Annotated in this window: 11 protein-coding genes; 5 read left to right on the top strand and 6 right to left on the bottom strand. The window is 71.8% G+C overall.

The annotated features are described in order from the left end of the window. Nucleotides 1-13: 13 nt before the first annotated feature. Complete coding sequence (yczR, locus tag ACZ7LU_RS08280) at nucleotides 14-1,525, bottom strand: MocR-like transcription factor YczR (protein ID WP_471916120.1); 1,512 nt, start codon at nucleotides 1,523-1,525, stop codon at nucleotides 14-16. A 125-nt stretch (nucleotides 1,526-1,650) separates the two neighbouring features. On the opposite strand from yczR, the gene yczE reads away from it, so the two are divergent. Next, nucleotides 1,651-2,301 carry a membrane protein YczE gene (gene yczE, locus ACZ7LU_RS08275; protein ID WP_471916119.1) on the top strand — a complete coding sequence of 217 codons (651 nt, stop codon included), beginning with the start codon at nucleotides 1,651-1,653 and terminating at the stop codon, nucleotides 2,299-2,301. Here the strand turns inward: yczE and ACZ7LU_RS08270 are convergent. Continuing rightward, nucleotides 2,284-2,898 carry a chorismate mutase gene (locus ACZ7LU_RS08270; RefSeq protein ID WP_471916118.1) on the bottom strand — a complete coding sequence of 205 codons (615 nt, stop codon included), beginning with the start codon at nucleotides 2,896-2,898 and terminating at the stop codon, nucleotides 2,284-2,286. The two genes, yczE and ACZ7LU_RS08270, sit on opposite strands and share 18 nt — an antisense overlap. A 34-nt stretch (nucleotides 2,899-2,932) precedes the next feature. Further along, the gene (locus ACZ7LU_RS08265) at nucleotides 2,933-3,778 is read right to left on the bottom strand and encodes an alpha/beta fold hydrolase (RefSeq protein ID WP_471916117.1); all 846 of its coding nucleotides are present in this window, start codon (nucleotides 3,776-3,778) and stop codon (nucleotides 2,933-2,935) included. A 211-nt stretch (nucleotides 3,779-3,989) separates the two neighbouring features. On the opposite strand from ACZ7LU_RS08265, the gene paaK reads away from it, so the two are divergent. Beyond that, nucleotides 3,990-5,273, top strand: coding sequence for a phenylacetate--CoA ligase PaaK (gene paaK, locus ACZ7LU_RS08260; RefSeq protein ID WP_398304856.1), 1,284 nt, complete (start codon nucleotides 3,990-3,992; stop codon nucleotides 5,271-5,273). Nucleotides 5,274-5,351: 78 nt separating this feature from the next. Here the strand turns inward: paaK and ACZ7LU_RS08255 are convergent, their stop codons facing one another. Then, nucleotides 5,352-6,161 (bottom strand): anti-sigma factor antagonist, encoded by an 810-nt coding sequence (locus ACZ7LU_RS08255; RefSeq protein WP_471147348.1) that lies wholly within the window; start codon nucleotides 6,159-6,161, stop codon nucleotides 5,352-5,354. Nucleotides 6,162-6,289: 128 nt separating this feature from the next. Between ACZ7LU_RS08255 and ACZ7LU_RS08250 the strand changes: the two genes are divergently transcribed. Beyond that, entirely contained in the window at nucleotides 6,290-6,640 is a 351-nt protein-coding gene (locus ACZ7LU_RS08250; RefSeq protein ID WP_398304133.1) for a helix-turn-helix transcriptional regulator, read from the top strand. Nucleotides 6,641-6,660: 20 nt separating this feature from the next. On the opposite strand, the gene ACZ7LU_RS08245 is transcribed toward ACZ7LU_RS08250, so the two are convergent. Beyond that, nucleotides 6,661-8,163, bottom strand: coding sequence for an acyl-CoA synthetase (locus ACZ7LU_RS08245; protein WP_471916116.1), 1,503 nt, complete (start codon nucleotides 8,161-8,163; stop codon nucleotides 6,661-6,663). Between the two features lie 120 nt (nucleotides 8,164-8,283). Here ACZ7LU_RS08245 and ACZ7LU_RS08240 point away from each other — a divergent pair, with 120 nt between their 5' ends. Further along, nucleotides 8,284-10,695: a penicillin acylase family protein gene (locus ACZ7LU_RS08240; protein WP_471916115.1), complete on the top strand. Its 2,412-nt coding sequence runs from the start codon at nucleotides 8,284-8,286 to the stop codon at nucleotides 10,693-10,695. Between the two features lie 84 nt (nucleotides 10,696-10,779). Here ACZ7LU_RS08240 and ACZ7LU_RS08235 read toward each other — a convergent pair whose 3' ends face one another. Continuing rightward, nucleotides 10,780-11,178, bottom strand: coding sequence for a MarR family winged helix-turn-helix transcriptional regulator (locus tag ACZ7LU_RS08235; RefSeq protein WP_468085013.1), 399 nt, complete (start codon nucleotides 11,176-11,178; stop codon nucleotides 10,780-10,782). A 189-nt stretch (nucleotides 11,179-11,367) separates the two neighbouring features. On the opposite strand from ACZ7LU_RS08235, the gene ACZ7LU_RS08230 reads away from it, so the two are divergent. After that, nucleotides 11,368-12,246 carry a nitroreductase/quinone reductase family protein gene (locus tag ACZ7LU_RS08230; RefSeq protein WP_471916114.1) on the top strand — a complete coding sequence of 293 codons (879 nt, stop codon included), beginning with the start codon at nucleotides 11,368-11,370 and terminating at the stop codon, nucleotides 12,244-12,246. Nucleotides 12,247-12,249 lie beyond the last annotated feature (3 nt).

Genomic DNA, 12,249 nt, shown 5'->3' with positions numbered 1-12,249 from the left:
GCCTCATGGCTTCTCAGGCCACCCAACGCGGTCGGCTGCTGCCGGTCGACGGCCCGAGCCCGTCCGCCAGGGTGGCGGCCATCCGGCGCACCGCCTCGCGCAGGGTGCCGGCCGACGCGGTGTACGGGATGCGGAGCCGCTGCTCGAAGACGCCCGGGTCGGTGGCGAAGCAGGAGCCGCTCTCGATCCGCACGCCGTTGTCGAGCACCCGCTCGGCCAGCGCCGAACCGATGGGCTCGCCGAGGTCCACCCAGAGCGAGAGGCCGCCGGGCGGCAGCCGCCAATTCCAGTGGGGCACGTGCTCGTTCAGGGCGGCGGCCAGGGCTGCGCGCCGCTCGCGCAGCTCTGTCAGGCGGGCCGGCAGCAGTTCGTCCGTCCGGTCGAGAAGGTCGAGGGCCACCAGCTGGTCGAGGACCGAGCCGCCCATGTCGGTGGCGACGCGCTGCCCCGCGAGTTCGGTGACGAGCCGCGCGGGGGCGCGCAGCCAGCCGATGCGCAGGCCCGCCCAGTGGGTCTTGCTCATGGAGCCGACGGTGATGAGCTGTCCCGCACCGCCCGCCGCCGCGTGCGCGGCGAAGGGCGGGGGCGCGGGCACGTCGAGGGCGAGCTCGGCGAGGGTCTCGTCCACGACGAGCCAGCAGCCGGACCGCTGAGCGGCCCGCGCGAGACGGCCCCGCTCTTCCTCGGGCATGAGACAGCCGGTCGGGTTGTGGAAGTCGGGGATGACATAGCCGAGTCGGGGCGCGGCCTGGCGGAAGGCCGACTCGACGATGCCGGTGTCCCAGCCGTCCTCGGTCACCGGCACCGGCACCGTGCGCAGCCGGGCGCGGCGCATGGCCTCCAGGGCGTTCGGGTAGGACGGGTTCTCCGCCAGGACGCGGTCGCCCGGGCCGCAGAGAAGTCCCAGGACGAGGGTGAACGCGTGCTGGGCGCCGGAGGTGACCAGGATCTGCTCGGGCACCGTGGCCAGTCCCCGCCGGGTGTAGCGCTCGGCGACGGCGGCGCGGAGCTCCGGCAGGCCGTAGGGGTGGTAGCCGGGGGTGTGCGCGTGGGCCGCCAGTTGCGGGGCGATGCGCGTGACGGTGTCGGTCAGCTCCCGCCCCGGCAGTCCGGGGGCGGCTCTGGCCAGGTCGATCGCGGTGTCCTCGGGGGCCTCGGGGGCGAGGAGCCGCCGGACACCGCTGGGGGCACGGCCCTCGGGCAGTGCCGTCCAGGTTCCCGCGCCCTGCCGGCTGTGTGCGTAGCCGCTCTCGCGCAACAGGTCGTACACGGCGGTGACGGTGGTTCTGCTGGTGTCGAGGGCGGCGGCCAGTTCGCGTTCGGCGGGGAGTCTGACGTGCGGGGCGATGCGTCCGTCCAGGATCAGTGCGCTGATCGCCCGGGCGAGGTGGCGATAGGCCGGGCGGGCGGCGGCCGGGTCGGGCAGCATCGCGGCGAGCCGACGGCTGCCCAGCGTCCGTCCGGTGCCGCCCACCGTGCCGTCGGACGTGCCACCCATGCGCCGCTCCGAGTCCGTGTCGACCACACCATTCTCCTCGGATTGGCTGTGTTTTCCGGGCCAATCACTCTACAGAGTGGCCGCAATGGCCTTGCGGGCACGGAAGTGGCTTTCGAGGCGCACACGCACACCCGTCACGGAGGCGACCCGACATGCGGCAGGACATCTCCTACGCCCCGTTCCACGAGCGCCCGTTGAGACGGCTGCCCCAACTCCTCCTCGGCCTGGCCCTGTACGGGTTCAGCCTCTCGATGCTGGTCAGGGCCGCGCTGGGCGTGAACCCGTGGAGCGTTCTGTACGAGGGCCTGGAGCGTCGCACACCGCTCAGCTTCGGCACGATCAGTGCCGTGCTCGGGGTGCTCGTCCTGCTGCTGTGGATTCCCCTGAGGCAACGGCCGACGTTCGGCACCTTCGCGAACATCGCGGTTCTCGCCGTCTCCTCCGACCTCGGCCTACTCATCGTCCCCAACCATCTCGGGCTGCCCGCGCGGATCGGTCTGCTCGTCGCCGGGGTGGTCCTCAACGGCCTGTCCGTCGCCGTCTACGTCGGTGCCCGCTTCGGGCCCGGACCGCGGGACGGGCTGATGACCGGTGCGGCCGTCGCGACCGGCTGTTCCCTGCGGCGGGTGCGCACCCTCATCGAGCTCTCCGTGCTGGCGGTGGGCTGGCTGCTCGGGGGAACCGTGGGCGTCGGCACGGTGCTCTACGCCGTAGCGGTCGGCACGGTCACCCAGTACTTCATGCCGCGGTTCGCCTACCGCCGCCCGCGCGACGAGCGGCGGGTGTCAGTCCGCGCAGACTGAGCGCAGCGCCCGGCCCAGGGCGGCGGAGTGCAGCGCGTCCAGCCGGTCCTCGTGCCGTACCCGCGCGGCCGCGGCGGCCAGCACGCCCCCGCAGTACGGCGCCGTGCGCGCCGCCGACGACGCGGCGATGCCCCGTACCAGCTCGCCGTTGACGCGGTTGATCTCCTCGCGGACCTCGGCTAGGTCGGGCCGGTCGGCCGGGGCCCGGGACGGATCGGCGTCCCAGCGCCGGAACAGCCCGCGCTGCACGGCCTTGTTGGCCTCGATCTGATCGCGGAAGATCCGCACGGTCGCCTCCGGGTCGGCGCCGAGCTCCCTCGCCTGCCCGGCCACGGCGTCCAGCACCTGCCGCTCGCGGGCGGGGTCGTCGATGGGGCTGCCGGTGCCGTACTTGGCGGCGGCGACGAGGTCGGCGGTGGCCAGGCGCCGCGCGGACAGCTCGGCGAGGGGGTGGAGTCGGGCGTACGGGCCCGCGACAGTGGCGGACGGGGAAGTGGCGGGCGCGGGTGCCGCGACGGCCGTGCCGCCGCCGGCGAGCAGCGCGGCGGCCAGCGCTCCTGCGGTGAACACGCGGCGGACGTGAGCGGCGAAACGCACGAGGGCCCCCTGGGGATCGGTGAGTGTGATGCCGTCAGTCCTGCGCGAGGAATCCCGCGACCCTCCGCACGAACCACTCCGGGTCGTCCAGCCACGGGAAGTGTCCGCCGCGCGGCTGCACTTGGTGGACTCCGTGGGGGAAGAGCGCGGCGCACTCCTCGGCATGCGCGGGGTTCGGACCCCCGTCCCACTCCCCCGCGAGGACGAGGACGGGCGCGGCAAGGCCGGTCAGTGCGGCGCGGGTGGCGGGCGGGTCGAAGGCGCCGTCTCCGTAGAAGGCGGCTGCCGCCTCCGCGTTCTTCTCCGTGTCGCTCGCCGCCCGGTGTGCCTGCGCCGCCGCGTCCCAGCGTCCGTAGGCGAGGGGCGCGAGAGCATCCGCCACCTCGGCGATACTGCGGCCCGCCGCGATCTCCCGCAGCGCGGCCTCGGCGGCCGGGTACCAGGGCTCGTCCGCGCGCAGCGCCGCGGCGTCGCGGTGGTCCCGGTCGGTGACCGTGAGGCCGAGGGAGTGCGTTGCCGGGGTGACCAGGACGAGCGTGCGGATCCGCTTCGGGTGGCGGGCCGCGTACAGCGTGGCGATGTTGCCGGCCGCCGAGTGGCCAAGCAGGTCGATCTGCTCGAGCCCCAGGTGCTCGCGCAGCGCCTCGACGTCGTCGACGAGCCGGTCGCAGCGGTACGTCGCCGGATCGTCCGGCACCGCGGAGTCGCCCGTGCCGCGCAGGTCGAGCAGGATCAGGCGGCGGTGCGCGGTGAGGCCGCCGAGGTCGCCGAGGTAGGCGGAGGCGCGCATGGGGCCGCCCGGCACACAGAGCAGCGGTTCGCCGTCCCCCTTCTCGTGGTAGGCGAGCTTCGTCCCGTCGTACGCGCTGAATGTCGGCATGGGCGTGATCATCACATCCGGTGCGCCGCCCGGGCAATGCCGTCCCCGCGGTGGCCCATGACCGTGGCTCATGCCCTCGCGCCGCAGCTCAAAGCCGCTGTGCGCGATCTCTTGACGCCCACGCCCGTGGCTGGATTACTGAGCTCCACAGAAGATCGACGACCGAATGATCGGTCGCCCGTTCAGGACGGGAGCATTCCCTATGACGCGTATGCCGCCACTGCTCGACGCGGCGGAACGGCTCGGCCCGCGCGAGCTCGGCTCCCTGCAGCTGGAGCGCCTCCAGGACACCCTGCTGCACGCGTACGAGAACGTCCCGTTCTACCGCGCGGCGTTCGACAAGGCGGGGCTGCGTCCCGACGACTGCCGTTCGCTCGCCGACCTCTCGCGGTTCCCCTTCACCACCAAGGACGACCTGCGGGCCAACTACCCGTTCGGGATGTTCGCGGTGGAGCAGTCGGAGGTGCGCCGGCTGCACGCGTCGAGCGGTACGACGGGCCTGCCGACGGTCGTCGGGTACACGGAGCAGGACCTCTCCATGTGGGCGGACGTGGTGGCGCGCTCGATCCGCGCCGCGGGCGGCCGTCCCGGCGACAAAGTCCATGTGGCGTACGGGTACGGCCTGTTCACCGGCGGCCTCGGCGCCCACTATGGCGCGGAGCGGCTGGGGTGCACGGTGATCCCCGCCTCCGGCGGCATGACGGCGCGCCAGGTGCGGCTGATCCAGGACTTCCGCCCCGAGATCATCATGGTCACCCCGTCGTACATGCTCACGCTCCTTGAGGAGTTCGAGCGGCAGGGCGTCGATCCCCGTACGACCTCCCTGCGGGTCGGCATCTTCGGCGCCGAGCCGTGGACGGAGGAGATGCGGCGCGAGATCGAGGAGCGCTTCGCGATCGACGCCGTGGACATATACGGCCTCTCCGAAGTCATCGGCCCGGGTGTCGCGCAGGAGTGCGTGGAGACCAAGGACGGGCTGCACATCTGGGAGGACCACTTCTACCCGGAGGTCGTCGACCCCATCACCGGCGAGGTACTGCCCGACGGCGAGCGCGGCGAGCTGGTGTTCACCGCGCTCACGAAGGAGGCCATGCCCGTGATCCGCTACCGGACGCGGGACTTGACGCGGCTGCTGCCCGGCACGGCACGGGTCTTCCGGCGGATGGAGAAGGTGACGGGCCGCAGCGACGACATGGTGATCCTGCGCGGCGTCAATCTCTTCCCCACGCAGATCGAGGAGATCGTGCTGCGGACGGCGGGCGTGGCCCCGCACTTCCAGCTGCGCCTGACGCGTGAGGGCCGGATGGACGCGCTGACGGTGCGGGCGGAGGCGCGCGCGGACACGCCGACGGTGCGGCGCGCGGAGGCGGCCCGGGAGATTGCGGCCGCGGTGAAGGACGGCATCGGTGTCTCGGTCGGCGTGGAGATCGTCGACCCGGAGACGCTGGAGCGGTCGGTGGGCAAGTTCAAGCGGATCGTCGATCTGCGGGACTGAACCGGCGCCCGTCAGTCTTCCGGGGCCGGGGCCGGGCCCGCCGTGGCGCACGCTTCTGCCGCGCCGGGGCCGGCCGGGTCAAGGGAAGCTGTCCGGTGTACGCCGGACCTGGGGCCCGCGGACGGCGCCGTCGGGGCGCGGCACCCCCAGCGGTGCCTCGGCCGCCGCCTTCGCCTTGGCGACCGCGACCTCGATCTGCCGGCGCACGGCGGCCGACAGGGCGCCTCCCTCGACGGTGCTCACCACGGCCTGTGCCAACAGGTGCAGTTTGATGTTGGTGTTCTGCGACGCGGTGACCAGCACGTCCCAGGCCTGTTCGGGGCTGAGGGCGAAGGACGACATCAGGATGCCGCGGGCCAGGTCGATGGTGGGCCGGGTCTCCATGGCCCGGCGCAGCTGCGCCACGAGAAGGTGCAGATCCTGTTCGTCGCCCTCCGGCGGAATCGCTTCGTGGACGATGGGGCACCGCGTGTCCTCGTCCTCGGGGCCGGGGGGCATGAACAGGTGGCGGGTGCCGGTCACGTCGAGCAGTCGCTCCACCGCGGGACTGGCGGAGCGGATGACGACGGTCTTGCCCTGTTTCAGGGCGTGCTGACGCAGGCTGAGCAGGATGTTGAGGCCGGAGCAGTCACAGAACTCCACGTCGGCCAGGTCCAGGTCGACCCCGTCGGCCGCGTGGGCGAGGGCACGGAACAGGTCGGCCCGCAGCCACTGGCCGGTGTCGAGATCGAGCTCGCCCCGCAGCGCCAGGCTCCTCCTGGCGCCGGAGCCGGCCATGACGGCATCGAGCGGTGCACGCGGCGAAGGGGCCGTCGATGTGCTGCCGCCCTGCTCGTGCTCGCCGCCCATTTCCACGAAGGGCCGCTGTGAGTACGCGGGCTCCGGCATGGCCTCTCCCTCATGTCGCTGCCTACCGCCGTTCCTAGGCTGCCTCTCATTCCACACACACGTCAACTAATACCTGAAATCTAGTACGTGTTTTTGAAACCGTGAATGACAGGCACTAGAGTTGACGCATGGATGGAGTGCCCGAGCCACACACTGGATGGACGTTTCTCACCAATCACGCCCGCGTACTGGCGGCCATCGCCGACAACCACAACGCCCGCATCCGTGACATCGCCGCGCACTGCCGGCTCACGGAGCGTGCCGTCCAAAAGATCATTGCCGACCTCGAACAGGATGGTTACCTCTCTCACACCCGTGAGGGACGTACCAACACATACCGGATCGATCCAGGCAAGGTGCTGCGTCACCCTGCCGAATCCGGGCTAGCCGTCGCCTCCCTGCTCTCCCTGCTGGCCAGGGATGAGGCCCACCGGACCGGTTCCGAGCAGGAAGACGAGCGACACCACGCCAGGGCCTGACACACGATCAGACCCCCGACTCAGCCGGTTGCGAAGCGGGAGCGCAGCTCCCGCTTGAGAATCTTCCCGCTGGCGTTGCGCGGCAGTTCGTCCACGAAGAGGACCCTCTTGGGCGCCTTGAAGTGGGCGAGCTTTTCGCGTGTGTGGGCCAGCAGTTCGGCTTCCGTGAGCTCCTTGTCACCGCGTACGACGACAGCGGTGACCGCCTCGATCCAGCGCTCGTCCGGCAGCCCGATCACGGCGGCCTCGGCGACTCCCGCGTGTTCGTACAGCGCGTCCTCCACCTGCCGCGACGCGACGAGAACTCCCCCGGAATTGATGACGTCCTTCACCCGGTCGACGACGGTGAAGTACCCCTCGGCGTCCCGCACCGCGAGATCTCCGGAACGGAACCAGCCGTCACGGAACGCCGCTTCGGTCTCCTCCGGCTTCTCCCAGTAGCCCTCGCACAACTGCGGTGAGCGGTAGACCACTTCGCCCTGGGTGCCGTCCGGCACCTCCCTCCCCTGCTCGTCGACGACGCGCGCCTCGACGAACAGGACGGGCCGCCCGCAGGAGTCGAGGCGGCCCTCGTGCTCGTCGGGGCCGAGGACGGTGGCGAGCGGACCGATCTCGCTCTGCCCGAAGCAGTTGTAGAACCGCAGCCCCGGCAGCCTGGCGCGCAGCCGCTCCAGGACCGGCACCGGCATGATCGACGCCCCGTAGTAGGCCTTCTGCAGCGCCCCGAGGTCACGGCTCGCGAAACCGGGGTGGCGCGAGAGGCCGATCCACACGGTCGGCGGCGCGAAGAGACTGTCGGCGCAGCCGGCCTCGACGAGGTCGAAGATCCGCTCGGCGTCCGGTCCGTCGAGGACGGTGTTCTCGGCGCCGACCGCAAGGTAGGGCATGAGGAAGACGTGCATCTGCGCCGAGTGGTAGAGCGGCAGGGCGTGGACGGGCCTGTCGGTCTCCTTGAGGTCCAGGGCGGTGATCGCGCTGATGTACTCGTGGACGAGGGCGCGGTGGGTGAGCATCGCACCCTTCGGCAGGGCGGTGGTGCCCGACGTATACAGCAGCTGCACCAGGCCGTCGCCGCAGGACCCTTCACCCTCGTACGCCGATGCCGCCGCGAGCCGCGTGAGCAGCGAGTCGTCCGCGTCCCGCAGGGCCAGGACGGGCACGTCGGCGGGCAGCCGTCCCGCGATGTCCGGGTCGGCGAGGACGAGGGAACTGCCGGACTGCCGGACGATGTACGCGAGGTCGTCGCCGGTCAGGTTCTGGTTGACCGGCACATGGACCAGGCCCGCCCGCGCGCAGGCGAGGAACCCGATCAGGTAGGCGTCGGAGTTGTGGGCGTAGGCGCCGACGCGGTCGCCGGGGGCCAGGCCGTGGGCGCGCAGTGCGGTGGCCGCCCGTGACACGGCGTCGTCGAGTTCCGCGTACGTCCAGGCCCGTTCGCCGTAGCGCAGGGCCGTGCGCCGGGGTGTGCGGCGCGCGCTGCGCCTGAGGACTCCGTCGACCGTGCTGTCGCGTACACCCGTCATGGCGTGATCCTGTGTCCCCCGACCGCCGGGGGTCAAGAGGCCGGGGACAAGGGGCAACGCAAATGACCAACCGCTTGGTACGCTCAACCGCTCCTTCCCGAAACCCAGTTGGGAGGCACGATGCGCATCCGCACAAGACGCTCGGCGGCCGTGGGAATCACCCTGCTGACGGCGGTGGCCCTGCTGCCGGCGTCCGGCGCGGGGGCCGCGCCCCGCGAGGCCCGCCCCTCCGGCGGCGGCCTGCACGCGACCATCCGCTACACCGAGTACGGCATTCCCCACATCCTCGCGAAGGACTACAGGAACCTCGGCTTCGGCACCGGTTGGGCGCAGGCCGCCGACCAGGTGTGCACGCTCGCCGACGGCTATCTCACCGTCCGCGGCGAGCGCTCCCGGCACTTCGGACCCGACGCCTCGCCCGGCTCCGCCCTGTCGTCGGCGTCCACGAACCTCAGCAGCGACCTTTACTTCCGTGGCGTACGGGAGGCGGGGACCGTGGAGAAGCTCCTCGACCGGCCCGCGCCCGCCGGTCCGAGCCGCCGGGCCAAGGATCTGATGCGCGGCTTCGCCGCGGGTTACAACGCCTGGCTGAAGCAGAACCGCATCACCGACCCGGCCTGCGCGAAGGCCGACTGGGTCCGCCCGATCAGCGCGCTCGACGTGGCCAGGCAGGGCTTCGCCGTGCAGGTGCTCGGCGGCCAGGGGCGCGGGATCGACGGCATCACGGCCGCCGCCCCGCCGAGCGCCGCGGCTGACGCGGCCCCCGCGCCCGATCCGAAGCGCACGGCGAGGGCGGCCCGCGAGCTGTTCTCCGCGCAGGACGCCGACATGGGTTCCAACGCCGTCGCGTTCAGCGGAGAGACCACCGCGAACGGCAAGGGGCTGCTGCTCGGCAACCCGCACTACCCCTGGCAGGGCGGCCGGCGCTTCTGGCAGTCGCAGCAGACCATTCCCGGCGAACTCAACGTGTCGGGTGGTTCGTTGCTCGGCACGAGCGTGGTCAACATCGGCTTCAACGGTGATGTCGCGTGGAGCCACACGGTCGCGACCGGCGTCACCCTGAACCTGCACCAGCTCACCCTGGACCCGGCCGACCCCACCACTTATCTGGTGGACGGCAAGCCGCACCGGATGACGAAGCGCACGGTCACGGTCCCGGTCAAGGAAGGCGGGCACGTCACCCGCACCCAGTGGTGGACCCGATACGGGCCCGTCGTCACCGGTCTCGGCCCCCAGCTCCCGCTGCCCTGGTCCTCGACCACGGCGTACGCCCTCAACGACCCCAACGCCGTGAACCTGCGCGGCAGCGACACCGACCTCGGCTTCGGCAAGGCCCGCTCCACCGCGGGCATCCTCAAGTCGCTGCGCGACACCCAGGGGCTCCCGTGGGTGAACACCGTCGCCGCCGACCGGCACGGCCACTCGCTGCTCAGCCAGTCCCAGGTGCTCCCCCGCATCACCGACGACCTGGCGCAGCGCTGCAGCACGCCGCTCGGCAAGGTCACCTACCCGGCATCGGGCGTCGCCGCCCTCGACGGCTCGCGCGGCGCGTGCGCACTCGGCTCCGACAAGGACGCCGTGCAGCCCGGCATCTTCGGCCCGTCGCGGATGCCGACCCTCAAGCACGCCCCGTACGCGGAGAACTCCAACGACAGCGCCTGGCTGACCAACGCGGACCGGCCGATCACCGGCTACGAGCGGATCTTCGGCACGATCGGCACACAGCGCTCGATGCGTACCCGGGGCGCCATCGAGGACGTGGCGGCGATGGCGAAGAAGGGCGACCTCACGGTCCGGGACCTGCAGCGCCAGCAGTTCGCCAACCGGGTGCCCGCGGCCGACCTCGCGGCGGCCGACACGGCGAAGGCGTGCGCGGCCCTGCCCGGCGGCACGGCAACGGGCAGCGACGGCAAGGCGGTCGACGTCCGCAAGGCCTGCACGGTCCTCTCCCGCTGGGACCGCACGATGGACACCGGCAGCCGCGGCGCCCTGCTCTTCGACCGCTTCTGGCGCAAGCTGACGGCGACCGTGCCGAACGCCCAGCTCTGGAAGGTGCCGTTCTCGGCGGCCGACCCGGTGCGCACCCCCAACACGCTCGACACCACCCGGCCGGGCTTCAGGGCCGCACTGGCCGACGCGGTGACCGAGCTGACCGCGGCGGGCATCGCACTGGACGCGCCGCTGGGCGAGAACCAGTACGTCGTACGCGGCGGCAAGCGCATACCGGTCTCCGGCGGCACGGAGTCCCTCGGCGTGTGGAACAAGATCGAGGCCAACTGGGACAAGGAGAAGGGCTACACGGAGGTCGCCCACGGTTCGAGCCACATCCAGGCGGTCGGCTGGAACAAGGGCCGCTGCCCCGAGGCCCGCACCCTCCTGTCGTACTCCCAGTCCTCCAACCCCAACTCCCCGCACTACAGCGACCAGACGAGGCTGTACGCGAAGGAGCGGTGGGTGACGTCACGCTTCTGCGAGAAGGACATCCTCGCCGACCCGGCCCTGAAGGTGGTGCGGGTGCGCGAGCGCCGCTGAAGCCCCTTCGGCCGGCCCCCGTGCCGAGGCCGGGCCCACCGTGCTACCAGCGGTGGGCCCGGCCTCGCGCGGTGCGCGACGCTGTCAGCCCTCGGTGAGCCCGTCCTCGTACGCCGTCAGCGTGTCGATGAACAGCTTGCGTTCGGCCGGGCTCAGCGGGGCGAGCGCCTTGCGCCAGGCGTGGGCGCCCCGGCCGAGCCATCCGTCGATCGACGTCCGGTGCGCGTCGGCGATGCTCACGATCTTCCGCCTGCGGTCGGCAGGGTCCTCCTGGCGCTCCAGGACTCCCTTGCGGCTCAGGTCACCCACCATGAGGCTCACGGTCGTCGGGGCGACGCCGAGGCGGTCCGCGATGTCGTTGACGCTCAAAGGCCCGTCGAACAACAGGTAGGCGAGGAGCGAGAGGTGCCGGGGCGCCAGCTGCAGCGCCTGGAGCTCGTCCGGGATCCTGATCCGCTTCACGCGTCCGACCATGCGCGGCATGAGCAGCAGCAGCGTCCTGACGGCGTCGTCGACCTCCGGCCCGGTGCCGTCGGCCGGCCGGGCGGGGCCGTCGTGCTTCTCGTCGCCGGTTGACACCCGGCACTCCCCTCAATAGCTTTGCTCTCAAATCTTCTTTGCTTTCAAAGCAAAGAAGGCTGTGACGCCGATGCTATCGGAGAGGCCACACCCATGCCCGACGACATCGAAGAGTTCAACCTGCGGGTCATCGAGGAGTTCCGGACGAGCGGCGGCCGGGTCGGCGGCAGGTTCGCCGGCACGCCACTCCTCCTCCTGACCACCACCGGGGCCCGTAGCGGCGAGCCGCGCACGAACCCCGTCGGCTATGCCCGTGACGGCGCCCGCCTGCTCGTCTTCGCGTCCGACGCGGGCGCCGCGAGCCACCCCGCCTGGTACCACAACCTCCTCGCCCACCCAGCGGTCACCGTCGAGGTCGGCGACGGCGCGGGCGGCGTGGACCGCTTCCCCGCGACGGCCGAGGTCCTGCGCGGCCGGGAGCGAGACGCCCAGTGCCGCGCGCAGTGCGAACGCGATCCGGCCTTCACCGCCTACCAGGAAGCCACAGAGCGCACCATCCCCGTCGTCGCGCTGCACCGGCTCACCGTGACGGAGCCGGCACGCCACCGCGCGATCGCCGACCATCTGGTGCGCGTCCACGGAGAGTTACGCCGCGAGCTGGCCGCCGTACGCGAAGAGGCCGGGCAGCGAAGGACCGGCGCCCCGACCCGGCCGACCCAGCCCCTGGGGCAGCAGCTCGCCCGTCACTGCCTCACGCTGTGCGGCGCACTCCACGACCATCACACCAACGAGGACGACGCGTTCACCCGGCTGGAGCGCCAGTTCCCCGAACTGTCCCCCGCCGTGACCCGGCTCCGCGAGGAACACAAGGTCGTGGCACGGGCCCTCGGCGACCTCCAGGCCCTGCTCGCGGACCCGGACGCCGCCGTCGACCTCGTCGCCGAACTCGACAGGCTGACATCGGACCTGGAGGCGCACTTCACGTACGAGGAGGAGCAGTTGCTGCCGTCGTTGTACGGGTCCCGCGGCTGAGCC

The sequence above is a fragment of the Streptomyces sp. NPDC039462 genome, from assembly GCF_055639375.1.
The sequence above is the reverse complement of the archived record's forward strand: the minus strand, read 5'-3'. Positions and strand labels throughout refer to the sequence as shown.